General features: G+C 73.0%; 16 protein-coding genes, 1 tRNA gene, 1 rRNA gene and 1 pseudogene. 14 read left to right on the top strand and 5 right to left on the bottom strand.

Going from position 1 to position 26,309, the window contains the following annotated elements:
* Both rrf and ABT106_RS21200 read left to right on the top strand, forming a co-directional pair.
* A 5S ribosomal RNA gene (rrf, locus tag ABT106_RS21205) occupies positions 1–93 on the top strand; the annotation flags it as partial.
* A gap of 5 nt (positions 94–98) precedes the next feature.
* Positions 99–174: transfer RNA gene (locus tag ABT106_RS21200), tRNA-Thr, on the top strand.
* Between the two features lie 122 nt (positions 175–296).
* Here the strand turns inward: ABT106_RS21200 and ABT106_RS21195 are convergent.
* Complete coding sequence (locus ABT106_RS21195; RefSeq protein ID WP_502979445.1) at positions 297–2,882, bottom strand: SpoIIE family protein phosphatase; 2,586 nt, start codon at positions 2,880–2,882, stop codon at positions 297–299.
* A gap of 168 nt (positions 2,883–3,050) precedes the next feature.
* Between ABT106_RS21195 and ABT106_RS21190 the strand changes: the two genes are divergently transcribed.
* The 9 genes from ABT106_RS21190 (at position 3,051) to ABT106_RS21150 (ending at position 17,564) form a co-directional block, all read left to right on the top strand.
* Positions 3,051–8,579 (top strand): HAMP domain-containing hybrid sensor histidine kinase/response regulator, encoded by a 5,529-nt coding sequence (locus ABT106_RS21190; RefSeq protein WP_351279563.1) that lies wholly within the window; start codon positions 3,051–3,053, stop codon positions 8,577–8,579.
* Positions 8,580–8,853: 274 nt separating this feature from the next.
* The gene (locus ABT106_RS21185) at positions 8,854–9,534 is read left to right on the top strand and encodes a response regulator (RefSeq protein ID WP_351279561.1); all 681 of its coding nucleotides are present in this window, start codon (positions 8,854–8,856) and stop codon (positions 9,532–9,534) included.
* Positions 9,535–9,747: 213 nt separating this feature from the next.
* Positions 9,748–12,561 carry an FtsK/SpoIIIE family DNA translocase gene (locus tag ABT106_RS21180; RefSeq protein WP_351279559.1) on the top strand — a complete coding sequence of 938 codons (2,814 nt, stop codon included), beginning with the start codon at positions 9,748–9,750 and terminating at the stop codon, positions 12,559–12,561.
* A gap of 223 nt (positions 12,562–12,784) precedes the next feature.
* The gene (locus ABT106_RS21175) at positions 12,785–13,693 is read left to right on the top strand and encodes a helix-turn-helix domain-containing protein (RefSeq protein ID WP_351279570.1); all 909 of its coding nucleotides are present in this window, start codon (positions 12,785–12,787) and stop codon (positions 13,691–13,693) included.
* A gap of 124 nt (positions 13,694–13,817) precedes the next feature.
* Positions 13,818–15,311 (top strand): 30S ribosomal protein S12 methylthiotransferase RimO, encoded by a 1,494-nt coding sequence (rimO, locus tag ABT106_RS21170; RefSeq protein ID WP_351279556.1) that lies wholly within the window; start codon positions 13,818–13,820, stop codon positions 15,309–15,311.
* Positions 15,308–15,964: a CDP-diacylglycerol--glycerol-3-phosphate 3-phosphatidyltransferase gene (gene pgsA / locus ABT106_RS21165; protein WP_351279553.1), complete on the top strand. Its 657-nt coding sequence runs from the start codon at positions 15,308–15,310 to the stop codon at positions 15,962–15,964. The genes rimO and pgsA overlap by 4 nt, the downstream gene beginning before the upstream one ends.
* Positions 15,965–16,038: 74 nt before the next feature.
* A complete protein-coding gene (locus ABT106_RS21160) occupies positions 16,039–16,548 on the top strand; it encodes a CinA family protein (RefSeq protein WP_351279551.1) in 510 nt (169 codons plus the stop codon).
* A gap of 109 nt (positions 16,549–16,657) precedes the next feature.
* Entirely contained in the window at positions 16,658–17,038 is a 381-nt protein-coding gene (locus ABT106_RS21155) for a helix-turn-helix domain-containing protein (protein WP_351279549.1), read from the top strand.
* A 148-nt stretch (positions 17,039–17,186) separates the two neighbouring features.
* Entirely contained in the window at positions 17,187–17,564 is a 378-nt protein-coding gene (locus ABT106_RS21150) for a hypothetical protein (RefSeq protein ID WP_351279546.1), read from the top strand.
* On the opposite strand, the gene ABT106_RS21145 is transcribed toward ABT106_RS21150, so the two are convergent.
* The 3 genes from ABT106_RS21145 to ABT106_RS21135 all read right to left on the bottom strand — a co-directional run bounded on the left by ABT106_RS21145 (position 17,512) and on the right by ABT106_RS21135 (position 23,853).
* Entirely contained in the window at positions 17,512–18,321 is an 810-nt protein-coding gene (locus tag ABT106_RS21145; RefSeq protein ID WP_351279544.1) for an SDR family NAD(P)-dependent oxidoreductase, read from the bottom strand. The two genes, ABT106_RS21150 and ABT106_RS21145, sit on opposite strands and share 53 nt — an antisense overlap.
* Before the next feature lie 36 nt (positions 18,322–18,357).
* The gene (locus ABT106_RS21140) at positions 18,358–19,161 is read right to left on the bottom strand and encodes a DNA-formamidopyrimidine glycosylase family protein (RefSeq protein WP_351279542.1); all 804 of its coding nucleotides are present in this window, start codon (positions 19,159–19,161) and stop codon (positions 18,358–18,360) included.
* A gap of 102 nt (positions 19,162–19,263) precedes the next feature.
* Entirely contained in the window at positions 19,264–23,853 is a 4,590-nt protein-coding gene (locus tag ABT106_RS21135) for an ATP-dependent helicase (RefSeq protein WP_351279540.1), read from the bottom strand.
* A gap of 134 nt (positions 23,854–23,987) precedes the next feature.
* On the opposite strand from ABT106_RS21135, the gene ABT106_RS21130 reads away from it, so the two are divergent.
* The 3 genes from ABT106_RS21130 (at position 23,988) to ABT106_RS21120 (ending at position 25,885) form a co-directional block, all read left to right on the top strand.
* On the top strand, positions 23,988–24,779 hold the full coding sequence (locus ABT106_RS21130) for an AraC family transcriptional regulator (protein ID WP_351279568.1): 792 nt from the start codon (positions 23,988–23,990) through the stop codon (positions 24,777–24,779).
* Positions 24,780–24,881: 102 nt separating this feature from the next.
* Complete coding sequence (locus ABT106_RS21125; RefSeq protein ID WP_351279537.1) at positions 24,882–25,580, top strand: AzlC family ABC transporter permease; 699 nt, start codon at positions 24,882–24,884, stop codon at positions 25,578–25,580.
* Complete coding sequence (locus tag ABT106_RS21120) at positions 25,577–25,885, top strand: AzlD domain-containing protein (protein ID WP_351279535.1); 309 nt, start codon at positions 25,577–25,579, stop codon at positions 25,883–25,885. Before ABT106_RS21125 ends, ABT106_RS21120 begins: the two co-directional genes overlap by 4 nt.
* Here ABT106_RS21120 and ABT106_RS21115 read toward each other — a convergent pair.
* Positions 25,854–26,222: pseudogene (locus tag ABT106_RS21115) on the bottom strand (hypothetical protein); the annotation flags it as partial. The gene ABT106_RS21120 and the pseudogene ABT106_RS21115 overlap by 32 nt on opposite strands.
* Positions 26,223–26,309: the final 87 nt, after the last annotated feature.

Genomic DNA, 26,309 nt, shown 5'->3' with positions numbered 1-26,309 from the left:
ACGCCCGGTTACATTTCGAACCCGGAAGCTAAGCCTTTCAGCGCCGATGGTACTGCAGGGGGGACCCTGTGGGAGAGTAGGACGCCGCCGAACAACCCGCCCTTTTAGCTCAGTCGGTAGAGCGTCTCCATGGTAAGGAGAAGGTCAACGGTTCGATTCCGTTAAAGGGCTCCAACAAAGAAGGCCCCCACCATTCGGTGGGGGCCTTCTTGCGTTTCCCCGTTCCCTGACGAAGGGGAGGTGCCGGCCGCAGCCCGTTCGCACCTCGCGCGAACGGGCTGTTTCGGGCTGGGGGACTACTCGCCCTCGCGGGGCTGGGGGACGCGGAGGGCCAGGATGGCCATGTCGTCCGAGGCGGGCTCGGCCGCGAAGCGCTCCACCGCGCGCAGCACGCGGGAGGCCACCGCGCCGGCGGTGAGGCCCGTGCACGTGGTGAGGACTTCCGCCAGGCCGTCGTCGCCGAGCATGCGGGTGCCCTCACGGCGTTCCGTCACACCGTCCGTGACGCAGAGCAGGACGTCGCCCGGCTCCAGGGTGAGGGTCTGCTCGTACAGCTCCAGGTCCTCGATCACGCCCAGCAGGGGCTGCGGATCGGCCGCCGGGATGACCTCGCCGTTCGGGCGCAGCCGCAGCGGGAGGGGATGGCCGGCGCAGACGACCTTCATCAGGGCTCCGCCGTCCGGCTGGGGGTGGAGCTCGCCGTAGAGAAGGGTGAGGAAGCGGCTGCGGGCGCCCTCGTCGAGGATCGCCGCGTTCAGCCGTTCCAGGACCGCCGGGGCGCCAAGGCCCTCGCGGGCCAGGAGGCGCAGGGCGTGCCGGGCCAGACCGGTGACGGCCGCGGCCTCCGGACCCGTACCGCAGACGTCGCCGATGGCGAAGCCGTACGCGCCGTCGCGGATCGGGAAGACGTCGTAGAAGTCGCCGCCCACGTCGTTGCCCTCGCCGGCCGCACGGTAGATGACCTCGACCTCCATGCCGGGGATGGCGGGGGAGTCGGGCGGCAGCAGGCTGCGCTGGAGGGCGCGGCTGATCGCGGTGCGCTCGGAGTACAGGCGGGCGTTGTCCAGGGCCAGGGCGGCCCGGCGCGAGAGGTCCTCGGCGAGTTCGAGGATCTCCTGGCGGAAGTGCTCCTCGGACGGCTTGCCGAGCGTCAGCAGGCCGATCACGCGGTTGCGGGCCAGGAGGGGGAGCACGACGGTCTCCCCGCCGACCGCGAGGGCGGTCTCGGGCCACGGACGGGCGCCGGCCTCGCGGACCGGCTCCGGCGGGCTCACCCGGGAGAGGAGCTCCTTGAGGCCGTCGATGCGCTCCTCGTCCTCGTGGAGGACATAGGAGAGGAACGGGTCCGATGACTGGTCGGCGATGGTGTAGACGGCGCACCAGGTGGCGAGCGTCGGGACGGTCATCTGGGCCATGAGGGCCAGCGTCTGGTCCCGGTCCAGGGTGCCGGCCAGCAGGTCGGAAGCCTCGACGAGGAAGGAGAGGGAGCCGCGGCGCAGGCGTTCCAGCTCGCCGAGCCGGGCGGACTCCACGGCGAGCGCGATCCGGTCGGCGGCGAACTGCAGGCGCAGGGCCTCCTCGTTGGAGTAGCGGCCCGGTACCTCCGCGGCGACGCCGAGGGAACCGGTGAGACGGCCCTCGACCTTCAACGGCACCGTGATGACCGAGCGCATGCCGGTCGACTCCAGCAGCGGTACGGCCCCCGGGACGGCCAGCAGGTCGTCGTGGACGGCGGGCATCCGGGCCGAGCCGTACCGGTTGGTGCCGGCCTCGACCGGGACGCGGGCGAAGCGCTGGCGGGTCGAGGGCAGGCCGGTGGTGGCGCGGACCTCGAGTTCGGTCTCGTCGTCGGTGGCCAGCAGCAGGAAGGCGGAGTCGGCGTCCAGGAGGTCGCGGGCCCGCTCGACGGTGCGCTGGAGCAGGCCGTCGAGGTCGTCGGGGGCGGGGGAGCCGATGAAGACCTCGAAGGGGTCCGCGGGGCGGGGCTCGGTGAGGTGGCCGCTGTCGACGCCCGGGATCCGCGTGGGGGTCTGGAGGAGCGCGCGCTCGTCGTCGTGGACGAGGAGGCAGACGATGGACGGCTCGCCGTGGGCGTCGCGGACCCGCAGGTGGGAGGCGTAGACGGGGATGACGCGCCCGTCGGCGCCGCGGATGCCGTAGCTGCCCTCCCAGCGGGACAGGCGCAGGGCCTCGGCGATGCCGGTACCGGTGCCGGGGGTCTGCGGCCAGGCGGCGAGCTCCGCGAGCGGGCGGCCGACGGCCTTCTCCGAGGGATGGCCGAAGATGTGCTCCGCGTCCTCGTTCCAGGCCGAGACGGTGTCGTCGGCGTCGATCTGGAGGACGGCGACGCGGACCCGGCTGTCGGCGAGCGGGAGCAGCTGGTCGGGGATGACGGGCCCTGCGGAGCGGGTACCGACCGGCCGGTCTGGAAGGTCGATGCGGAACCACACGTGCTTGTGCGTGGCCGTGTACTCGACGCCCCAGCGGGTGGCCAGCGCGGCGCAGAGCATCAGCCCGCGGCCGTTCTCGCGGTCGGGGTCGGCGTAGGGACGCTCGCCGGGGTGCTGGAGCGGCAGCTCGCGCTCCGGGTAGCGGTCGGCGACCTCGACCCGTACGCCGTCCTCCGCACGCAGGCACAGGACCTCGGCACGGGTTCCGGCGTGCACGACGGCGTTGGTGACGAGCTCGCTCGTGAGGACCACGGCGTCGTCGACGACGTCCGCGAAGCCCCAGCCCTGCAGGGTGTCGCGGACGAACGCCCGGGCGGCGGCGACCGAACGCCCGAGGGGGTCGAAACTGGCAGCCGCCCGTGCCGTGATCACGAGTCTCCTTCGACGCGGTGGGACATCGGGTGCCAGGTTACTTACCTTCGCGGTCGGCAGGGTGCCGTCGTCGGGGAATCCACCCGCAGGGTACGGCCGGTGTGCGATGGTGCCGGAGTGTTATGGCCGGGTTCGGCCAGGGTGAAACACTGGGCAGGCTTGGAGAGCCGGCTCGCGAGGAGTCCGGCGTCCGGTGGAACAGTGGTCGACCCTTTCGGGAGGGACACGGTGGAGTCTGGCGCAGCGGTGCGGCGTACGGGAACGCGGCCGAAGGGCGGTCGTTCCCGGCGCAGTGGCACGACGGAGGTCGATACCGCCGCCCTGAACCGGCTGCTCACGGCCCTGGTGTCGATGCGGGACGGGAACTTCCGCAAGCGGCTGACGGTGTCCGGCGACGGAGTGATGGCGGAGATCGCCGCCGTCTACAACGAGGTGGCCGACCGGAACCTGCACCTGACCGGGGAACTGTCCCGCGTCCGGCGGATGGTGGGCCGTGAGGGCAAGCTGAGCGAACGGCTGGAAACAGGTGCCTGCGAGGGCTCCTGGGCGGCCGCGATCGACGCCTCGAACCAGCTGGTGGACGACCTCGCCCGACCGGTGTCCGAGGTGGGCCGGGTGCTGTCCGCGGTCGCCGAGGGTGATCTGGACCAGCGGATGGACCTGCGGACGCAGGCCGCCGAGGGGGCCGGGCATCCGCTGCGCGGGGAGTTCCTGAAGGTCGGCCGTACGGTCAACAACCTGGTCGACCAGCTGTCCGCGTTCACCGACGAGGTGACGCGCGTGGCGCTGGAGGTCGGTACCGAGGGCAAGCTCGGCGGGCAGGCCCAGGTGCGCGGGATGTCGGGTTCCTGGAAGGACCTGACCGACTCCGTCAACACGATGGCGTACCGGCTCACCGCCCAGGTGCGTGACATTGCTCTCGTCACGACGGCGGTGGCGAAGGGCGATCTGTCGCGCAAGGTCACCGTGCACGTGGCCGGTGAGATGCTCCAGCTGAAGAACACCGTGAACACGATGGTGGACCAGCTGTCGTCCTTCTCCTCCGAGGTGACGCGCGTCGCCCGTGAGGTGGGTACGGAGGGCGAGCTGGGCGGCCAGGCGAAGGTGCCGGGCGTCGCGGGCGTCTGGAAGGACCTGACCGACTCGGTCAACACCATGGCCGGGAACCTGACGGCCCAGGTGCGCGGGATCGCGCAGGTGACGACGGCGGTCGCGAACGGTGACCTGTCGCAGAAGGTGCGGGTGAGCGCGCGCGGCGAGGTGGCGCAACTGGCCGAAACGATCAACCAGATGACCGAGACGCTGCGGACCTTCGCCGACGAGGTCACGCGCGTGGCCAGCGAGGTCGGGGCGAAGGGCCTGCTCGGCGGGCAGGCGCAGGTGCCGGGGGCGGCGGGGACGTGGAAGGACCTCACCGACTCGGTGAACACGGTCTTCCGCAACCTCACCACGCAGGTGCGGGACATCGCGCAGGTGACGACGGCGGTGGCCAACGGCGACCTGTCGCAGAAGGTCACCGTCAACGTGGCCGGCGAGATGCTGGAGCTGAAGAACACCGTCAACACGATGGTCGACCAGCTCCAGTCCTTCGGCGCCGAGGTCACGCGGGTGGCCCGCGAGGTCGGCGTCGAGGGCGAGCTCGGCGGCCAGGCGCAGGTGCCCGGGGCGGCCGGCACGTGGAAGGACCTCACCGACTCGGTGAACACCGCCTTCCGCAACCTCACCGGCCAGGTGCGCAACATCGCGCAGGTGACGACGGCGGTGGCCAACGGCGATCTGTCGCAGAAGGTCACCGTGGACGTGTCCGGCGAGATGCTCCAGCTGAAGAACACCGTGAACACGATGGTCGACCAGCTGTCCTCCTTCGCCGACCAGGTCACGCGGATGGCCCGGGACGTGGGTACGGAGGGCCGCCTCGGCGGTCAGGCCCGGGTGGAGGGGGTCTCCGGTACCTGGAAGGAGCTGACCGACTCGGTCAACTTCATGGCGGGGAACCTGACCTCGCAGGTCCGCCAGATCGCCCAGGTGACCACGGCGGTGGCGCGCGGCGACCTGTCGCAGAAGATCGACGTGGACGCCCGGGGCGAGATCCTGGAGCTGAAGAACACCATCAACACGATGGTCGACCAGCTGTCGGCCTTCGCGGAGCAGGTGACCCGCGTCGCCCGGGACGTGGGCACGGAGGGCCGCCTCGGCGGCCAGGCGCAGGTGCCCGGGGTGGCCGGCGTGTGGCGGGACCTGACGGACTCGGTGAACGGCATGGCCGGGAACCTGACCTCGCAGGTCCGCAACATCGCCCAGGTCGCCACGGCGGTGGCGCGCGGTGACCTGTCGCAGAAGATCGACGTGGACGCCCGGGGCGAGATCCTGGAGCTGAAGAACACCCTGAACACGATGGTCGACCAGCTGTCGAACTTCGCGGAGCAGGTGACCCGCGTGGCCCGGGAGGTCGGCACCGAGGGCATCCTCGGCGGGCAGGCGGAGGTCAAGGGCGTCTCCGGCACCTGGAAGGACCTCACCCAGTCCGTCAACTTCATGGCCAACAACCTGACCTCACAGGTCCGCAACATCGCCGAGGTCACCACGGCGGTCGCCATGGGAGACCTGTCGAAGAAGATCACCGTCGACGCGAAGGGCGAGATCCTCGAGCTGGTCACCACCGTGAACACGATGGTGGACCAGCTGTCCTCGTTCGCGGAGCAGGTGACCCGGGTGGCCCGCGAGGTGGGTACCGAGGGCATTCTCGGCGGCCAGGCCAGGGTGCGCGGGGTCACCGGCATCTGGAAGGACCTCAGCGACAACGTCAACACCATGGCCGGGAACCTGACGGCCCAGGTGCGCGGGATCGCGCAGGTCTCGGCGGCGGTCGCCAACGGAGACCTGACGAAGAAGGTCACCGTCGAGGCGCGGGGCGAGGTCGCCCAGCTCGCGGACACCGTGAACACGATGGTCAAGACCCTCTCGTCGTTCGCGGACGAGGTCACGCGCGTGGCCCGCGAGGTGGGCACGGAGGGCCGCCTGGGCGGCCAGGCGCACGTGCCGGGCGTCTCGGGGACCTGGAAGGACCTCACCGACTCGGTGAACTTCATGGCCTCCAACCTCACCGGTCAGGTGCGGCAGATCGCCATGGTCACGACCGCCATCGCCAAGGGCGACATGACCAAGAAGATCGACATCGACGCCCGGGGCGAGATCCTGGAGCTCAAGACGACCATCAACACGATGGTCGACCAGCTGTCCTCCTTCGCCGACCAGGTCACCCGGGTCGCCCGCGAGGTGGGTACGGAGGGCATCCTCGGCGGGCAGGCCCGGGTCCGGGACGTCGACGGCACGTGGCGGGACCTCACCGAGTCCGTGAACGAGATGGCCGGGAACCTCACCCGGCAGGTCCGCGCCATCGCGGCCGTGGCCACCGCGGTGACCCGCGGCGACCTCAGCCTGAAGGTCGACGTGGACGCGGCGGGGGAGATCCAGGTCCTCCAGGACAACATCAACACGATGATCGTCAACCTGCGCGACACCACCTTGGCCAACAAGGAGCAGGACTGGCTCAAGGGCAACCTCGCCCGGATCTCGGCCCTGATGCAGGGGCGCCGGGAGCTGGACGACGTGGCCAAGCTGATCATGAGCGAGCTCACCCCGGTGGTCTCCGCGCAGCACGGCGCCTTCTTCCTGGCGCTGCCGGCCGGCGGGACCACCGAGATCGGGACGGAGGGGGGCGCGGACGGGTCGTACGAGCTGCGGATGCGCGGGAGTTACGCGTACGCCGGAGGGCAGATGCCGACCTCGTTCCGGCCGGGGGAGGGGCTGATCGGGACCGTCGCCGAGGAGAAGCGGACGATCCTCGTCGAGAACACCCCGCCCGGCTACCTGCGGATCTCCTCGGGGCTGGGCGAGGCGCCGCCGGCGCACGTGATCGTGCTGCCGGTGCTCTTCGAGGGGAAGGTGCTCGGCGTCATCGAGCTGGCGTCCTTCACGCCGTTCACGCAGATCCAGAAGGACTTCCTCAGCCAGATCGCCGAGATGATCGGCACCAGCGTCAACACCATCAGCGTCAACTCCAAGACGGAGATGCTGCTGAAGCAGTCGCAGGAGATGACGGAGCAGCTGCGCGAGCGCTCCGACGAGCTGGAGAACCGGCAGAAGGCCCTCCAGGCCGCCAACGCGGAGCTGGAGGAGAAGGCCGAACTGCTGGCCCAGCAGAACCGGGACATCGAGGTGAAGAACACCGAGATCGAGGAGGCCCGGCAGGTGCTGGAGGAGCGGGCGGAGCAGCTCGCGGTCTCGATGCGTTACAAGAGCGAGTTCCTGGCGAACATGTCGCACGAGCTGCGGACCCCGCTCAACTCGCTGCTGATCCTGGCCAAGCTGCTCGCGGACAACGCCGAGGAGAACCTGTCGCCGAAGCAGGTCGAGTTCGCCGAGACCATCCACGGCGCCGGTTCGGACCTGTTGCAGCTGATCAACGACATCCTGGACCTGTCGAAGGTCGAGGCGGGCAAGATGGACGTCTCGCCGACGCGGATCGCGCTGGTGCAGCTCGTCGACTACGTGGAGGCCACCTTCCGGCCGCTGACCGCGGAGAAGGGTCTCGACTTCTCGGTACGGGTCTCCCCGGAGCTGCCCGCCACCCTGCACACCGACGAGCAGCGGCTGTTGCAGGTGCTGCGCAACCTGCTGTCGAACGCGGTGAAGTTCACCGACACCGGGGCGGTGGAGCTGGTGATCCGGCCCGCCGGGGCCGACGTTCCCACGGCGATCCGGGAACAGCTGCTGGAAGCCGGATCGCTGCGCGAGGCGGACGGGGACCTGATCGCCTTCTCGGTGACGGACACCGGCATCGGGATCGCGGCGAGCAAGATGCTGGTGATCTTCGAGGCGTTCAAGCAGGCCGACGGGACCACCAGCCGCAAGTACGGCGGCACCGGCCTCGGGCTGTCCATCAGCCGGGAGATCGCCCGGCTGCTGGGCGGCGAGATCCACGCGGCGAGCGAGCCGGGCCGCGGGTCCACCTTCACGCTGTACCTGCCGCTGCACCCGAGCGAGCTTCCCCCGCAGGGATACGCGCCGCCCGCGCCCGGAGGGGCGCGCGGCGAGCTGTACCGCAGGCCGGCGGACGAGCCGCGCCCCGCGCTGCCGCCGGTCGCCGCGGCGCCCGCGGCTCCGGTGCGGGCCCAGCCGGTCCGGGCCTCGCTGCCCGCCGGCGAGCAGTCGGGGCAGGGCGGCGGCGGCCCGGCCGCGCTGTTCCGGCGGCGGCGCAAGGCGCCGAGCGACCAGGAGCCGCGCACGGCGGTGCCGGGGCAGCCCAACGCGGTGGGCGCCGAGGACGGCTGGGGCGACGCGCAGGAGGAGCTTCCGGTGGTGCCGCGGACGTACGACTTCCGCGGCGAGCAGGTGCTCATCGTGGACGACGACGTGCGCAACGTCTTCGCGCTGACCAGCGTGCTGGAGCAGCACGGGCTGTCCGTGCTGTACGCGGAGAACGGGCGGGAGGGCATCGAGGTCCTGGAGCAGCACGACGACGTGTCGGTCGTGCTGATGGACATCATGATGCCGGAGATGGACGGGTACGCGACGACGTCGGCGATCCGGCGGATGCCGCAGTTCGCGGGGCTTCCGATCATCGCGCTGACGGCGAAGGCGATGAAGGGCGACCGGGAGAAGGCGATCGACTCCGGTGCCTCCGACTACGTCACCAAGCCCGTGGACCCCGACTATCTGCTGTCGGTGATGGAGCAGTGGATGCGGGGAAAGTGACCGCGGGGCGGGCATACGGACGGGAAGGGCCGCCACGGTGCGGCCACAGGGGTGCTGGAGACGGGCGGACGGGGAACCTTCTGGTCCCCCACCGCGTTTGCGCTTCGTGCACAGTGACATCTTGGTGACAGGGTGTGGCGATCTCGGGACTGGGGCTACGATGACCGGCACAAGGACGGACGGCGCAAGGATGCCGTCCTCTGGGGCGGGGCCCGGCGCACAGGCCGGAGCCTGGAGCCGGGGAGGCCCCATGCCGGGGCGAGGAGGACAGGGCATGGTGCAGAAGGCCAAGATCCTCCTGGTCGACGACCGGCCGGAGAATCTGCTGGCGCTGGAGGCCATCCTCTCCGCGCTCGATCAGACACTGGTCCGGGCGTCGTCGGGGGAGGAAGCGCTCAAGGCGCTGCTGACGGACGATTTCGCGGTCATCCTGCTGGATGTGCAGATGCCGGGGATGGACGGATTCGAGACGGCCGCGCACATCAAGCGGCGGGAGCGGACCCGGGACATCCCGATCATCTTCCTCACCGCGATCAACCACGGTCCGCACCACACGTTCCGCGGATACGCGGCGGGTGCGGTCGACTACATCTCCAAGCCCTTCGACCCGTGGGTACTGCGGGCCAAGGTCTCGGTCTTCGTGGAGCTGTACACGAAGAACTGCCAACTGCGGGAGCAGGCGGCGCTGCTGCGGCTCCAGCTGGAGGGCGGCAGCTCCAACGGTGTGGACGCCGGCAAGGAGACGGCCGGACTGCTGGCCGAGCTCTCCGCGCGGCTCGCGGCGGTCGAGGAGCAGGCGGAGGCGCTGACCAAGCAGCTCGGCGAGGACTCGGCCGACGCCGGGGTGGTCGCGACCGCCGCCCACCTGGAGCGCAAACTGACCGGACTGCGGCGGGCGCTCGACGCGCTGGAGCCCGGTACCGGCGGTGGCGCGATGCTGCCCCTCCAGGGCTGAGCCGGACGACCGGCTCCGCCGCCACGCGCCGGCCGCGCGGCTGCCCGGCCCCCGGCGTCCGGGCCCCGTTCCGCGAAGAGGCCCGCCCGGGGAGCGTCCTGGGCGTGCGTCAGGTCTGGCGGCGCGTCACGGCACCGGTGGGGCGGGCGACACGAACGGGTGAAGGGGTGGGCACGCGTGTCCACCGGCGTGCGCACCGGTAACCTCGGCCCCATGGCCTCACGTACGTCCGGTAAGGGTTCCCCGAGCACCGCGGGCACCGCGAAGGGCCGCACCGGCCGTACGACGGCGCCGGCGAAGAAGGCGGCTCCCGCGCGCAGACCTCCCGCGAAGAAGGCCGCGGCGGCCCGGCGCGCGCCGGTCAAGAAGGTCGCGGCCAAGCCCGCGCCCTCACCGACCGGGGGTGTGGTGCGGCTGGTGCGCGCCGTCTGGCTGGGCTGCGCGCACGCGGTCGGCGCGGTCTTCCGCGGCATCGGCCAGGGCGCCAAGAACCTGGACCCGGCCCACCGCAAGGACGGCCTGGCGCTGCTGCTGCTCGCCCTCGCGCTGATCGTCGCCGCCGGAACCTGGTCGAACCTGAGCGGTCCCGTCGGCGACCTGGTCACGATGCTGGTCACCGGCGCCTTCGGCCGGCTCGACCTGCTCGTGCCGATCCTGCTCGGGGTCATGGCGGTGCGGTTCATCCGTCACCCCGAGCAGGCCGACGCCAACGGCCGGATCGGCATCGGGCTCTCCGCCCTCGCCATCGGCGTGCTGGGCCTGGTCCACATCGCCTGCGGGGCGCCCGGCCGCGACGAGGGCACGACCGCCATGCAGGACGCGGGCGGGCTGATCGGGTGGGGTGCCTCGAAGCCGCTGATCTTCACCATGGGCGCGCCGCTGGCCGTGCCGATGCTGGTGCTGCTGACGGTCTTCGGACTGCTGGTGGTCACCGCGACCCCGGTCAACGCCATCCCGCTGCGGCTGCGCCGGCTCGGCATCCGCCTCGGGATCATCGCGCCGAACGAGTACGACGAGGACTACGGGGACCACGAGGCGGGCCCGGCCCCCGGCGACCGGCACGATCCGGAGCGGTGGCGGGCCCGCGGCGGCGCCGACGCGCTGACGGGCGACCCGGCGGACGTCGCCGAGGAGGAGGCGCTCGCCCGGCGCCGCCGCCCGCGGCGCAGCTCGGCCCGGCCGGCCATGGACCGTGAGATGGACGCCGTCGACGTGGCCGCCGCGGCCGCCGCCGCCCTGGACGGCGCGGTGTACGGCGGGCTGCCGCCGTCCCCGGTCGTCGCCGACCTGACCCAGGGCATCACCCCCGAGCGGGAGGGCGCGGAACCCACCGCCCCGGTGCCGCCGGCGCGCGCGGGGCGGCCCGTACCGGCCCCGCCCGCGAATCCTCCGCATCCTCCCGCGACTCCTCCCGCGGCGCCGCCGGCCGGGGAGCCGCACGACACCACCGCCGCGGTGTCCGGGACGCTGGCGGTGCCCGACCTGACCAAGGCCGCGCCGGAGAAGAGCCAGCCGCTGCCGCCGCGCGCCGAGCAGCTCCAGCTGCGCGGGGACATCACGTACTCGCTGCCGTCGCTCGACCTGCTGGAGCGCGGCGGCCCCGGCAAGACGCGCAGCGCCGCCAACGACGCCGTGGTCGACTCGCTGACGAACGTCTTCACCGAGTTCAAGGTCGACGCGAAGGTCACCGGCTTCACCCGGGGCCCGACGGTCACCCGCTACGAGGTGACCCTCGGCGCGGCCGTGAAGGTAGAGCGGATCACGGCGCTGGCGAAGAACATCGCCTACGCGGTGGCATCACCGGACGTCCGGATCATCAGCCCGATCCCCGGCAAGTCCGCGGTCGGCATCGAGATCCCGAACACCGACCGCGAGATGGTCAACCTCGGCGACGTCCTGCGCCTCGCGGACGCGGCCGAGGACGACCACCCGATGCTCGTCGCGCTCGGCAAGGACGTCGAGGGTGGCTACGTCATGGCCAACCTCGCCAAGATGCCGCACGTCCTGGTGGCCGGCGCCACCGGCTCCGGAAAGTCCTCCTGCATCAACTGCCTGATCACCTCCGTGATGGTCCGGGCCACCCCGGAGGACGTCCGGATGGTGCTGGTCGACCCCAAGCGCGTCGAGCTGACGGCCTACGAGGGCATCCCGCACCTGATCACGCCGATCATCACCAACCCCAAGCGGGCCGCCGAGGCCCTGCAGTGGGTCGTGCGCGAGATGGACCTGCGCTACGACGACCTGGCGGCCTTCGGCTACCGGCACATCGACGACTTCAACCGGGCCATCCGGGACGGCAAGATCAAACTGCCGCCGGGCAGCGAGCGGGAGCTGAGCCCGTACCCGTACCTGCTGGTGATCGTCGACGAGCTCGCCGACCTGATGATGGTGGCCCCGCGCGACGTGGAGGACTCCATCGTCCGGATCACGCAGCTGGCCCGCGCGGCCGGCATCCACCTGGTGCTCGCCACCCAGCGGCCCTCGGTCGACGTGGTCACCGGCCTGATCAAGGCGAACGTGCCCTCCCGGCTGGCCTTCGCCACCTCCTCCCTCGCCGACAGCCGGGTCATCCTCGACCAGCCGGGCGCCGAGAAGCTCATCGGCAAGGGCGACGGGCTGTTCCTGCCGATGGGGGCCAACAAGCCGGTCCGTCTCCAGGGCGCCTTCGTCACCGAGGACGAGATCGCCGGGATCGTCCAGCACTGCAAGGACCAGATGGCGCCTGTCTTCCGGGACGACGTCACGGTCGGGCAGAAGCAGAAGAAGGAGATCGACGAGGACATCGGCGACGACCTCGACCTGCTGTGCCAGGCGGCGGAGCTGGTGGTCACCACGCAGTTCGGCTCCACCTCGATGCTCCAGCGCAAGCTGCGGGTGGGTTTCGCGAAGGCCGGCCGGCTCATGGACCTGATGGAATCGCGCGGGATCGTCGGCCCGAGCGAGGGCTCCAAGGCCCGCGACGTGCTGCTCAAGGCCGACGAGCTGGACGGGCTGCTCGCCGTCATCCGCGGGGAGGCTCACCCGTAAGGGATCGGCGAGCAACCGTTTCCCCCGGGCGCGCGTCAAGTTGAACGGAGGTGGTGGCACCGCGCGCACGGCCACGCGCACGGCGCAGGGCCACCGCGCCGGAAAGGGATCTTGCTTCGCCATTCGGATGGCGTAGGAAGTGCACCCTCCGGTTGCTCCACCCTTTCGTCACCCCCCTAGACTGGACATCCAGCAGGTGGCTACACGCTCGAAAGGCGCCCTCGTGTCCATCGGCAACTCCAACTCCCCCGAAGACGAGCGTCCTTCGACCGACGACCGGTCCGAGGACCGCATCGTCGAACGCTCCGTCGAAGGACCGTCCATCGGGACGGCCCTCAAGAAGGCCCGGATCGCCGCCGGGCTCACCGTCGACGAGGTCAGCTCCACCACCCGCGTGCGCATCCCGATCGTGCACGCGATCGAAGAGGACGACTTCACGCGCTGCGGCGGCGACGTATACGCCCGCGGTCACATCCGTACGCTCGCCCGCGCCGTCCACCTCGATCCGGCACCCCTGATCGAGAGCTACGACGCGGCCCACGGCGGCCGGCCGGCACCCACCCCCGCCGCGCCCATGTTCGAAGCCGAGCGCATCCGCCCCGAGAGGCAGCGGCCCAACTGGACCGCCGCCATGGTCGCCGCCATCGTCGCCGTGATCGGCTTCGTCGGCTTCACCGCCTTCGGCGGCGACGACGAGAAGGCGAAGCAGCCGTTGGCGGAAGGTTCCGCCGCCCCGCAGCCCGCCCCCAAGCAGTCCGGCGGCAAGCAGCCGGCGCCCCAGCCCCCGCAAGCCTCCCCGAGCCCGAAGGCGCCCAAGCCGGAGCCTTCGGACAGTGCCATCGCCGCCGCGCCCAAGGACCTCGTCACGGTCGTCCTGACGGCGGACACCGGCGAGAGCTGGATCTCCGCGAAGGACCACAGCGGCCGTCTCCTCTTCGACGGCACCCTCACACAGGGTGAGTCCAAGACCTTCACCGACAAGGAGTCCGTCGACCTCGTGCTCGGCGACGCCGGGGCCGTGAAGCTCTTCGTGAACGGCAAGGAGATCAAGGACGACTTCCAGCCCGGCCAGGTGGAACGTCTCACCTACACCAAGGAAGACCCCCTCCAGGGTCAGCCGCAGGCGGGCTGACCAGGGCCGCCCCCGGGCGGAACGCTCGATCCAAGATCCCCGGAGTGCTGCGCCGCACTCCGGGGATCTTGTCGTGGGGGGACGTGGGCGGGGGCCGCCGCCGGGACGAAGTAGTCTTGAGTCCATGCCCGAACGCCGTACCGTCGCCCTTGTCACTCTTGGCTGCGCCCGTAACGAGGTGGACTCGGAGGAGCTCGCAGGCCGCTTGGCGGCGGATGGCTGGGAGCTCGTCGAGGACGCCGCGAACGCGGACGTAGCCGTCGTCAACACCTGCGGCTTCGTCGAAGCCGCCAAGAAGGACTCCGTAGACGCCCTCCTGGAAGCCAACGACCTCAAGGACCAGGGCAGGACGCAGGCCGTCGTCGCGGTCGGCTGTATGGCCGAGCGCTACGGCAAGGAACTCGCCGAAGCGCTCCCCGAGGCGGACGGCGTGCTCGGCTTCGACGACTACGCCGACATCTCCGACCGCCTGCAGACCATCCTCAACGGCGGCATCCACGCCTCCCACACCCCGCGCGACCGGCGCAAGCTGCTGCCGATCAGCCCCGCGGAGCGCCAGGACACCGCGGTCGCCCTCCCCGGCCACGCCCAGGAGCCCGCTCCCGCGCCGGCCGACCTCCCCGACGGCCTCGCGCCCGCCTCCGGCCCGCGCGCGCCCCTGCGCCGCCGTCTGGACAAGAGCCCCGTCGCCTCGGTCAAGCTGGCCTCCGGCTGCGACCGGCGCTGCTCCTTCTGCGCCATCCCCTCCTTCCGCGGCTCCTTCATCTCCCGCCGCCCCAGCGACGTGCTGGGCGAGACCCGCTGGCTCGCCGAGCAGGGCGTCAAGGAGGTCATGCTGGTCTCCGAGAACAACACCTCGTACGGCAAGGACCTCGGCGACATCCGCCTGCTGGAGACCCTGCTGCCGGAGCTCGCCGCAGTGGACGGCATCGAGCGCGTCCGCGTCAGCTACCTCCAGCCCGCCGAGATGCGGCCCGGCCTGATCGACGTACTGACCTCGACCCCCAAGGTCGTCCCGTACTTCGACCTGTCCTTCCAGCACTCGGCGCCCGACGTGCTGCGCGCCATGCGCCGCTTCGGTGACACCGACCGCTTCCTGGAACTGCTGGACACCATCCGCAGCAAGGCGCCGCAGGCCGGCGTGCGGTCCAACTTCATCGTCGGCTTCCCCGGCGAGAAGGAGTCGGACTTCGCCGAGCTGGAGCGTTTCCTCACCCACGCGCGGCTCGACGCCATCGGCGTCTTCGGCTACTCCGACGAGGACGGCACCGAGGCCGTCACGTACGAGAACAAGCTCGACGCCGAGACCATCGCCGAGCGCCTCGCCCACATGCAGCGCCTCGCCGAGGAGCTCACCTCGCAGCGCGCGGAGGAGCGGATCGGGGAGACCCTGGAGGTACTCGTCGAGACGGTCGTGCCGCTCGACGAGGCGGAGGAGGGCGAGGGCGCCTACGGACGCGCCGCCCACCAGGCTCCCGAGACCGACGGACAGGTCGTCTTCACGGACGGCGCCGGCCTGGTCCCCGGGCGCATCGTCACGGCGAAGGTGGTCGGCACCCTGGGCGTGGACCTGGTGGCCGAGCCCCTGGGCCTGGAGTTCGAGGAGGCGGCCGGATGACCGGAGTCCCGGCACCTGCGGCGGGCGGGACCGGCCGTCGGCCCGTCCCCGGCGCACAGCTCGGGACCACGGCCGTCAGTCAGGCCAGCCTGTGGAACATCGCCAACATCCTGACGATGATCCGGCTCGTCCTGGTGCCGGGATTCGTCCTGCTGCTGCTCGCCGACGGGGGCTACGACCCCGTCTGGCGGGCATGGGCATGGGCGGCCTTCGCCGTCGCCATGATCACGGACATCTTCGACGGACACCTGGCGCGCACGTACAACCTCGTCACGGACTTCGGCAAGATCGCCGACCCGATCGCCGACAAGGCGATCATGGGGTCCGCGCTGATCTGCCTCTCCTGGCTCGGCGACCTGCCCTGGTGGGTGACCGGGGTGATCCTCGGGCGGGAGCTCGGGATCACGCTGCTGCGCTTCTGGGTGATCCGGCACGGAGTGATTCCGGCCAGCCGGGGCGGCAAGATGAAGACCCTGGCCCAGGGAACGGCGGTGGGCATGTACGTCCTCGCGCTGACCGGGCCGCTGGCGACCCTGCGCTTCTGGGCGATGGCGCTCGCCGTCGTGCTGACCGTCATCACCGGTTTGGATTACATCCGCCAGGCCCTCGTGCTGCGCCGCAGGGGAATCGCCGCGGAGCGGGCCGCGCGGTGACGCACGCGGCGGGGGCGCTTCCCCCTCTGGCGGACGGTGCGGCCCGGGGGGCCGCTGGGGCCGCTGGGGCGGGTGTGGCCGCGGTGGCCGCGGAGGTGCTGCGGCTGCTGGCGGAGAGTGACGAGACCCTCGCCGTGGCCGAATCGCTGACCGGCGGCATGGTCGCGTCCGAACTCACGGCCGTCCCGGGCGCCTCCCGGTCCTTCCGCGGCTCCGTGACGGCGTACGCCACGGAGCTCAAGCACCGGGTCCTGGGCGTGGACGCCGGGCTGCTCGAGGCCGAAGGCGCGGTGAACGCGCAGGTCGCGGAGGAGATGGCGGCCGGGGTGCGGCGGCTCATGGGCGCTTCGTGGGGGATCGCGACCACCGGGGTGGCCGGTCCGGACCCGCAGGACGGTCAGCCGGTGGGCACCGTCTTCGTCTCCGTTTCGGGTCCGGAGGGCAGGAAAACGGCCCGGCTGTGGTTGAACGGCTCCCGTACGGAAATTCGTAGGGAGAGTGCACGCACAGTACTCGAACTTCTCTCAAGCCAACTCCGTGAGAATGCGCGGAGGCAGGATACGGAACGGAACGGGGGGATTTGATGTTTGCAGCCCTGAGTGAACACGACATCGCTCCCCGCACGGCCGCGGCGCGAGGCGGTACGGTGGGGCGTGAAGGATGCGGCTACACGGTCAGAGGAGGGAGCCACCGATGATTCTGCTCCGTCGCCTGCTGGGTGACGTGCTGCGTCGGCAGCGCCAGCGCCAGGGCCGTACTCTGCGCGAAGTCTCCTCGTCGGCCCGAGTTTCGCTCGGTTATCTCTCCGAGGTGGAGCGGGGGCAGAAGGAGGCATCCTCCGAGTTGCTCTCCGCGATCTGCGACGCGTTGGACGTACGGATGTCCGAGCTGATGCGCGAAGTCAGCGACGAACTGTCGCTTGCCGAGCTGGCACAGTCGGCCGCGGCAAGCGAACCGGTGAAGGTACCGGTCCGCCCGATGCTCAATTCGGTCTCCATGGCCTCGGTCACGGCCGGACCGGAGCGGGTGACCATCAAGGCGCCCGCGGAAGCGGTGAATGTCGTAGCCGCGTGAGCGAGCACGTGAGCGTGTGAGTGTGGCCGGAGCCCCGGTCGGTGCCTTGAGCGCCGGCCGGGGCTCCGTGCCGTTCTGGGTGCGGGGGTGAGGGGGGTGCGGGAGGATGGGGCCGGCCGGGTCCGTCCCCGGTCCCTGGGAGGCAGCCGTGCGGCGTTCGCTGCGCATACCCGTGGCTCCGGCCCTCGCGCTGACGGTGGGCGCGCTGTGGTGGTGGGCCGTGCTGCGGCTCGTCCTCGCACCCGCGGAGGCGGGGCCCGTGGAGGGCGCGGTGGCCGTGGGCGGATGGGGCCTGGGGCTGTTGCCGGTGCACTGCGTGCCGGGGCCGGCACGCAAGGCGCGGAGGGCGGCTGCCGGGGCGGCCGCGGCCGCCGTGGCGGGCGTGGCCGGGATGGCGGGCGCCGCGGGGGTGGCGCAGGCGCCGCAGGCGGCCCGTACGGGCGAGACGGTGGCCGGGGGCGGCGACGGCGGGGCTACCACGGCATCGCGACTCCGCCGTTCGGGCGAAGGATCTGGCCCGTCATGAAGGACGAGGCGTCCGAGGCCAGATAGAGCACGGCCTGGGCGATGTCCTCGGGCTCGCCGACCCGGCGCAGCGGGGACATCCGGATCATCATCGCCTCGGTCTGTTCCTGTACCTCGGGGCCGTGGCGGCCGGTCATCGGCGTGCGGATCCAGCCGGGGGCGACGGCGTTGACGCGGATGCCGTGCGGGCCGGCCTCGGTGGCGAGGGTCTTGGTCAGCTGGACGACCGCCGCCTTGGCGGCGCTGTAACAGAGCAGGCCGGGCTGGGCGGCGTCCACGGCGCCGGAGGCCATGGTGACGATCGACCCGGGCCGGCCCGCGGCGATCATGGAGCGGGCGGCCTCCTGGCAGGTGCGCAGGACGCCCTTGAAGTTGACGTCCAGGACCCGGTCGAGGTCCTCGTCCGCCGTCTCCAGGACGCTGCTGGTGTGCATGATCCCGGCTATCGCGGCGGCGATGTCGAGTGGGCCGGCCGCGGCGACTGCGGCCCGGAGCGCGGCCCGGTCGGTGACGTCGAGCGGGTGGACGGTGGCGGCTCCGCCGGACTTCGCGACGAGCGCGGCGGTCTCGGCGAGGCCGGTCTCGTCGCGGTCGGCGCAGTGCACGTGCGCGCCCGCTCCGGCGAGGGCGAGGGCGGTGGCGCGGCCGATGCCGCCGGCCGCGCCGGTGATCAGGGCGGTGCGGCCGGTCAGGTCGTGAGGGGAGGACGGGGTGGGCGTGGGGCCGGGGGGTGTGGGCGTGGGTGCGGGTGTGGGCATGCCGGGACCGTACGACCGAATCTGACGGAGCGTCAACTAGGGGGTGGGTCCGGTCTGGCACTGGGGGCACCAGTACGTGGGGCGGCCGTCCTGCTCGGCTTCGCGGACGGGGGCGCCGCAGCGCAGGCAGGGGCGGCGGGCACGGCCGTACACGAAGAGGTCGGGGCCGGGACGGCCGATGCCCGTGGTGTTGCGGCGGCCGCGCGCCCGGTCGCCGATGTTCGCGGCGAGGAGGCGCTGGGCGGCGGCGGCGATGCGGGGCAGGGTCGCCGGGGGGTCGGGGAGGGCGCCGACGGGAGTCCAGGGGGTCGCCTGGGCCAGGAAGCAGAGCTCGGACTTGTAGATGTTGCCGATCCCGGCGAGGTTGCGCTGGTCCAGGAGGGCCTCGCCGAGCGGGCGGCCGGGGGCCGCGAGGAGGTTCGCCGCCGCCCGGCCGGGGTCCCAGTCCGGGCCGAGGAGGTCGGGGCCGAGGTGGCCCACGGCCTGCTCCTCGTCGGCGGTCCGGATCAGCTCCAGGACCGGGAGGCGGTAGCCGACGGCGGTGTGCTCGGCGGTGCCGAGGACCGCGCGGACCTCATAGTCGGGGCCGCCGCGCCAGCGGGCCCCCGCGGGGAACACGTGCCAGGCGCCGTCCATGCGGAGGTGGCTGTGGAGGGTGAGGCCGCCTTCGAACCGGGCGAGGAGGTGTTTGCCGCGGGGGGTGACGTCGAGCGTGGTGCGGCCGGTGAGGTCGGCGGTCGCGAAGCGGGGGACGCGCAGGTCGCTGCGGGTGAGGGGGCGGCCCGCGAGGGCCGCGTGGAGGCGGGCGGCTGCGCGGTGGACGCTGTCTCCTTCGGGCATGCGGACATTGTCGCGCGGCGGCGGCGCCCGTGCCGGTGGCGTGGGCCCCGGTGGGGCGGGCCCCGGAGGCCCGGCCGCCGACGGGGTGAGGTCCCACCGCCGTCAGGTGCGCAGGCGCAGGCCCCGGGGAGTGGCGTGGAAGCCGGAGGCTTCCAGGGGCGGGCCGTACGGGGAGGTCAGCGAGGCGGCCGCGTTGACGCGCTCCACCGTCAGGGCGGGGACGGTGCCCGCGCGGCAGGCGCCCGCCAGGGCCGCGACCGCCGCCGTGAGACGGGGGTCGTCCGGCGGGGGCCAGGACAGGAGGGTCTTGCCGCCGCGCTCCAGGTACAGGGTGAGTTCCCCGTCGACCAGCACCACCAGCGAGCCCGCCTTGCGGCCGGGCTTGTGGGTGGCCCCCTCCGGGGGCTCCGGCCAGGGCAGGGCGGCGCCGTACGCGTTCGCGGGGTCGGCGGCGGCGAGGACCACCGCCGCCAGCGGGGGCGGGGTGCGCTCGGCGGCCCGGAGCCGGTCCACCGCGCCGTCCATCGCGAACTGCGCGGCCCCGAGCCCTTCCACCACATACCCCCGGCGGGCCTGGCCGCTGTCCTCGAAGGCCGCCAGGATGCGGTAGACCGCGCTGAAACCGCCCTCCACCCCTTCCGCCGCCACCGCTCCGCGGGTGACCACGCCGTGGCGGTCCAGCAGGGTGCGGGCCAGGGCGTGGGCGCGGTGCGTGGGGTCGGGGGCCCGGAGGGGCAGGAGGGACCAGCGGCCCGACACGGTCGGCGGGCCGGTCCGGGACACGGTCGCGCTCAGCGTGCCGTACCGGCCGCGCGGGACGGTCCGGCGGGCGCGGTGGGCCGTCGCGCCCGCCGTGCGGCCCGAACCCAGCAGGGAACGCAGCGGGGCCAGGGTGTCGTTCGTCAGCCGGCCCGACCAGGCCAGGTCCCACAGCGCCTCGGACAGCGCCAGGTCCGAGACCTCGGGATGGTCCGCCCGGACGGAGTCGGTGATCTGGCGGAAGAACAGCCCGTACCCCCCGGCGAGGGAGTCCAGGACCGCCTGGTGGACCGGGCCGGTCTCCAGGGGATGCGGCGGGGGCAGGAGCAGGGGGGCCGCGTCGGCCAGGTAGAGCGAGACCCAGCCGTCCTTGCCCGGGAGGGCCCCGGCACCCGCCCAGACGACCTCGCCGCTGGTGGTCAGGTCGTCCAGCAGGGCGGGGGAGTACCCCGCGACCCGGGAGGGCAGGATCAGGCGCTCCAGCGCGGACGCCGGTACCGGGGCGCCCTGGAGCTGTTCCACCGCCCGGGCCAGGCCGTCGATGCCGCGCAGGGCGCCGCCCACGTGCTGCCACTGCGGGAGGAACGTGGCCAGCGAGGCCGGCGGCACCGGTTCCAGTTCCTGGCGGAGCGCGGCCAGGGAGCGGCGGCGGAGCCGGCGCAGCACCGTCGCGTCGCACCACTCCTGGCCGATGCCCGCCGGGTGGAACTCTCCCTGGACCACCCGGCCCGCCGCCGCGAGCCGGTGCAGCGCGCCCTCGGTGACCGCCGCGCCCAGGCCGAAGCGGGCTGCCGCGGCGGCCGTCGTGAACGGCCCGTGGGTGCGGGCGTACCGGGCGAGGAGGTCCCCGAGGGGGTCTTTGACCGGCTCCGTGAACGCCTCCGGGACACCGACCGGCAGCGCCGTGCCCAGGGCGTCCCGCAGCCGGCCCGCGTCCTCGATCGCGGCCCAGTGGTCCCGTCCGCCGATCCGGACCGAGATCGCGCGGCGGGCCGCGGACAGGGCTGCGGCCCAGGCCGGATCCGCGCCGCGCTCGGCCAGCTCGGCGGCGGTCAGCGGGCCCAGCAGCCGCAGCAGGTCGGCGACGGACTCGGCGTCCTTCGCCCGGCGGTCCTCGGTGAGCCACTGGAGCTCCCGCTCCAGCTCCTCCAGCACCTGCGCGTCGAGCAGCTCGCGCAGCTCGGCCTGGCCCAGCAGTTCGGCCAGCAGCCGGGAGTCCAGCGACAGCGCGGCCGCCCGGCGCTCGGCCAGCGGCGAGTCGCCCTCGTACAGGAACTGCGCGACGTACCCGAAGAGGAGGGAGCGGGCGAACGGGGAGGGTTCGGGGGTGGTGACCTCGACGAGGCGGACCCGGCGGGCCTCGATGTCGCCCATCAGCTCGGTCAGGCCGGGCACGTCGAAGACGTCCTGGAGGCATTCCCGTACGGCTTCCAGCACGATCGGGAAGGAACCGAACTCGGAAGCCACCTGGAGCAGCTGGGACGCGCGCTGGCGCTGCTGCCACAGCGGGGTGCGCTTGCCGGGACTGCGCCGCGGCAGCAGCAGGGCGCGGGCCGCGCACTCGCGGAAGCGGGAGGCGAACAGCGCCGAGCCGCCGACCTGGTCGGTGACGATCTGGTGGACGTCGCCGCGGTCGAGGACGACGTCGGCGGCGCCCAGCGGGGCCTGTGCGTCGTCGAACTCGAAGGCCGGCGTTCCCGCCGGGTCGTGGTCCAGGAGGTCCATGGACAGCAGGTCGGCGTCCGGCAGGCGCAGCACGATGCCGTCGTCGGCGTGCATGACCTGCGCGTCCATGCCGTACTTCTCGGCGAGGCGGGCACTGAGGGCCAGCGCCCACGGCGCGTGCACCTGCGCGCCGAACGGGGAGTGGACCACGACCCGCCAGTCGCCCAGCTCGTCGCGGAACCGTTCCACGAGGATGGTCCGGTCGTCCGGTACGTGCCCGCAGGCTTCGCGCTGCTCGGTCAGATACGCCAGGAGGTTCTCCGCCGCCCAGGCGTCCAGGCCGGCCGCCAGCAGCCGCAGCCGGGCGTCCTCGCCGGAGAGGGCGCCCAGTTCGCGCAGGAACGCGCCGACCGCGCGGCCCAGTTCCAGCGGACGGCCCAGCTGGTCGCCCTTCCAGAACGGCAGCCGGCCCGGCACCCCGGGAGCCGGGGTGACCAGGACCCGGTCGCGGGTGATGTCCTCGATCCGCCACGTCGTGGTGCCCAGGGTGAAGACGTCCCCGACGCGGGACTCGTACACCATCTCCTCGTCCAGCTCGCCGACCCGGCCGCCGCCCTTCTTCGGGTCCGATCCCGCGAGGAAGACGCCGAAGAGGCCGCGGTCCGGGATGGTGCCGCCGGAGGTGACCGCGAGGCGCTGGGCCCCGGGCCGCCCGGTGACCGTCCCGGCCACCCGGTCCCACACCACGCGCGGCCGCAGCTCGGCGAACGCGTCCGACGGATAGCGGCCCGCCAGCATGTCCAGCACCGCCGTGAACGCCGACTCGGGCAGCGCGGCGAACGGCGCCGCCCGCCGTACCAGCGCGATCAGGTCGTCGACCTGCCAGGTGTCCATCGCGGTCATCGCCACGAGCTGCTGCGCCAGGACGTCGAGCGGGTTGGAGGGGATGCGCAGGGACTCGATCGAGCCGGTGCGCATCCGCTCGGTGACCACGGCGGCCTGCACCAGGTCGCCCCGGTACTTGGGGAAGACCACGCCGGTGGACACCGCGCCCACCTGGTGGCCGGCCCGGCCCACGCGCTGGAGCCCGGAGGCCACCGACGGCGGGGACTCCACCTGCACCACCAGGTCGACGGCGCCCATGTCGATGCCCAGCTCCAGGCTGGAGGTGGCGACCACGGCGGGCAGCCGCCCCGCCTTCAGGTCCTCCTCCACCAGGGCCCGCTGCTCCTTGGACACCGAACCGTGGTGCGCTCGGGCCAGCAGCGGCGGGGCGCCGTGGGAGGCGCCCGACTGGGCCATGACCTCGGCCGGGGGCGAGCCCTCGGGGAGCTGCTCTCCCGTGGCGCGTTCGTACGCGATCTCGTTGAGCCGGTTGCAGAGCCGCTCGGCGAGCCGGCGGGAGTTGGCGAACACGATCGTCGAGCGGTGGGCCTGGACGAGGTCGGCGATCCGCTCCTCCACGTGGGGCCAGATGGACGGCTTGTCCCCGCCCTCGCGCCCCTCCGTGGCGGGGGAGCCGCCCAGCTCGCCCATGTCCTGCACCGGCACGACCACCGACAGGTCGAACTCCTTGGTGGACGGCGGCTGGACGATTTCCACCCTGCCCCGCGGCGCGAGGTACCGGGCCACCTCGTCCACCGGGCGGACCGTCGCGGAGAGCCCGATCCGGCGCGCGGGGCGCGGCAGCAGTTCGTCCAGCCGCTCCAGGGACAGGGCGAGGTGCGCGCCGCGCTTGGTGCCGGCGACGGCGTGCACCTCGTCCAGGATCACCGTCTCGATGCCGGCGAGGGCGTCCCGGGCGGCCGAGGTCAGCATCAGGAACAGCGACTCGGGCGTGGTGATGAGGATGTCCGGCGGGCGGGTGGCCAGCGAGCGCCGCTCGGCGGGCGGGGTGTCCCCCGAGCGGATCCCGACACGGATCTCGGGTTCGGGCAGACCGAGCCGCACGGACTCCTGGCGGATGCCGGTCAGCGGGCTGCGCAGGTTGCGCTCGACGTCCACGGCCAGCGCCTTCAGGGGCGACACGTACAGCACCCGGCAGCGCTTCTTCGGCTCGGCCGGCGGCGGGGCCGAGGCGAGCTGGTCGAGGGCCGCGAGGAAGGCGGCCAGCGTCTTGCCCGATCCGGTGGGTGCCACGACGAGCACGTCCGAGCCCTCGGTGATCGCCCGCCACGCGCCCTCCTGGGCGGCGGTGGGCAGGGCGAAGGCCCCCGTGAACCAGGAGCGGGTCGCGGGGGAGAACGATTCGAGCGCGGAGCCGACCATGCCCCCATCCTGCACCCCGGCACTGACAACCATCCGGACCTGGGGAAACGCCGGTCCGCGGCGAGGCGCAGAATGGGGGGACGGGGACGGACGAGGACCGCCGCGAGTGGGCGCGGCACTGGCGGTACCCGGAGCTGCCCGGGCTGGACCTGCTGCGCGCCCGCTACGTCCGCCACACCTTCCCGCGCCACGCCCACGACGGGTACGTCATCGCGGCCGTCACCGGCGGCGTCGAGGAGATCGGGCTGCCGGGCGGCACCCTGCGGGCGGGGCCGGGGAGCGTGGTCCTGATCAACCCGGAGGTCGCGCACACGGCGCGGGCCGGGGTTCCCGAGGGGTGGGCGTACTCCACGCTCTATCCCTCCCGCGAGCTGATCGGCGAGGTCGCCGCCGAGGTCGGGACGCTGCGCGGAACCCCCGGTTTCACCGCCGACATGGTCACCGACCCGGACGGTTCGCGGGCGATAGCCGAGGTGCACCGGGCCGCCGAGGCGGGGAACGCGCTGGCCGCCGACACCCTGCTGCGGGGCGTGGTGGCGCGGATGCTCGGCCGGCACGCGGGCCCGCTGCCGCCGCGCACGGTCCGCGGGGCGGGCGCCGCCGACGCGGCGGCCGCGCGGGCCGTGCTGGAGGAGCGGATGGCGGACCCGCCCTCGCTGGAGCAGCTGGCCGCCGGGCTGGGGACGAGCCCGTTCGCCCTGCTGCGGGCCTTCCGCGAGCGGTACGGGATGCCGCCGCACACCTGGCTGACCGACGCCAGGGTCCGGCGGGCGCGCCGGCTGCTGGACGCGGGGACCCCGCCGGCGGAGGCGGCGGTCGCCGTCGGCTTCACCGACCAGCCGCACCTGAACCGGCACTTCACCCGCATCGTGGGGGTGCCGCCCGGCGCGTACCGGCGGGGGCGGGCCGCCGGCCAGGGCCGCTGACCGGATCCGCCGCCGGACTCGCAACCGCGGGGCGGGCGCGCAAGAACGTACAAGACCGGACCACCGGGCCCTGCGTACCTTCGGGGCGTGGGAGAACATCAGATGGTGGTATCAGAGGCCCCCGACGGGATCGCCGACAAGCCGCGGGGCGCGGTCGTCCGGGACGCGCTCGGGGTCGGGGTGGCCGTCGGTCTGTCCGGGTTCGCCTTCGGGGTGACCGCGGCAGGGGCGGGGATCAGCACGCTCCAGGCCAGTGTGCTCAGCCTGCTCGTCTTCACCGGCGCCTCGCAGTTCGCCCTGGTCGGGGCGCTGGCCGCGGGCGGCAACCCGTTCACCGCGGCCGCCGGCGCCTTCTTCCTCGGCACCCGTAACGCCTTCTACGGCCTGCGGCTGTCCCAGCTGCTGGCGTTCCCCGGGCCCGTGCGGCCGCTGGCCGCGCACTGGGTCATCGACGAGACCACCGCCGTGGCGCTGGCCCAGCCCGACCGGAAGTCGGCCCGGCTCGGCTTCACCGTCACCGGGCTCACCCTGTACGTGCTGTGGAACCTCACCACGCTGCTGGGCGCCCTGGGCGCCGAGGCCATCGGGGACACCAGGGCCTGGGGCCTCGACGCCGCCGGTCCCGCCGTGTTCCTGGCGCTGCTCGCGCCGATGCTGAAGACCTCCACCGAGCGGGCCGTCGCCGCCCTCGCGCTGGTCCTCGGGCTGGCCTTCCTGCCCGTGCTGCCCGCCGGGGTTCCCGTGCTGATCGCGGCGCTCGCCGCTCCCGTGGTGCTGTGGATGAAGGGACGCCGTTCGTGAACGTCTGGATCGCCATCGGGCTCACCGTCGTCGGCTGCTACGCCGTCAAGCTCGCCGGGCTCCTCGTCCCCGCCGCGGCGCTGGAGCGGCCGCTGGTGAGCCGTCTGTCGGCCCTGCTGCCGGTCGCGCTGCTCGCCGCGCTCACCGCCCAGCAGACCTTCAGCACCGGGCACGAGCTGGTCCTCGACGCCCGGGCCGCGGGGCTCGCGGCCGCCGGAGTGGCACTGGTGCTGCGGGCGCCGTTCCTCGTCGTCGTCGCCGCGGCGGTGCTGGTCACCGCGGGGGTGCGGGCGCTGGGCTGGTAGCGGCGCCGTCCGGCAGGCGCCCGTACGCCCGCAGGGTGAGCAGGGCCTCCAGAGTGGCGATGGGCCGCCGCTCCAGCGAGCTGCCCGGCGCCCACTCCCGGCGGTACACCGGCCAGCCGCCGTCCGGCTGCTGCTGCGCGGCCAGGAAGTCCAGCGAGCGGCGCACCTCCTCGTCGGTGAACCAGCCGCGGGCCAGCGAATCGGGTCCCCGCGCGAAGTCGTGCGGGAACAGCTGCTCGGCCGGCGCGTAGCCGGGGGCCGGCGGGTACGCGGCGCGCCGCCCGGGGTCGAGCACCACCAGCCCCCGCTCGCGCGCGAGGCGCCCCAGCCGGTCCGCGTCTTCCCCATGACATCCACCCGACGACCCTAGACACCCGTGTCCGCCGCCGACCGCCCTCTTTCGTCGCGCCCGCCACGACGAAAG

Source organism: Streptomyces sp. NPDC002044 (assembly GCF_040296725.1).
In the GTDB taxonomy this organism is placed as follows: Bacteria; Actinomycetota; Actinomycetes; order Streptomycetales; family Streptomycetaceae; genus Streptomyces; species Streptomyces antarcticus.
This window is presented reverse-complemented; position numbering and strand designations above follow the sequence as displayed.

Coding starts and splice junctions, on each gene's coding strand:
- ABT106_RS21140 (WP_351279542.1), bottom strand. CDS start 19,161: ATGCCCGAAGGAGACAGCGTCCACCGCGCAGCCGCCCGCCTCCACGCG.
- ABT106_RS21180 (WP_351279559.1), top strand. CDS start 9,748: ATGGCCTCACGTACGTCCGGTAAGGGTTCCCCGAGCACCGCGGGCACC.
- ABT106_RS21155 (WP_351279549.1), top strand. CDS start 16,658: ATGATTCTGCTCCGTCGCCTGCTGGGTGACGTGCTGCGTCGGCAGCGC.
- rimO (WP_351279556.1), top strand. CDS start 13,818: ATGCCCGAACGCCGTACCGTCGCCCTTGTCACTCTTGGCTGCGCCCGT.
- ABT106_RS21125 (WP_351279537.1), top strand. CDS start 24,882: ATGGTGGTATCAGAGGCCCCCGACGGGATCGCCGACAAGCCGCGGGGC.
- ABT106_RS21145 (WP_351279544.1), bottom strand. CDS start 18,321: ATGCCCACACCCGCACCCACGCCCACACCCCCCGGCCCCACGCCCACC.
- ABT106_RS21135 (WP_351279540.1), bottom strand. CDS start 23,853: ATGGTCGGCTCCGCGCTCGAATCGTTCTCCCCCGCGACCCGCTCCTGG.
- pgsA (WP_351279553.1), top strand. CDS start 15,308: ATGACCGGAGTCCCGGCACCTGCGGCGGGCGGGACCGGCCGTCGGCCC.
- ABT106_RS21185 (WP_351279561.1), top strand. CDS start 8,854: ATGGTGCAGAAGGCCAAGATCCTCCTGGTCGACGACCGGCCGGAGAAT.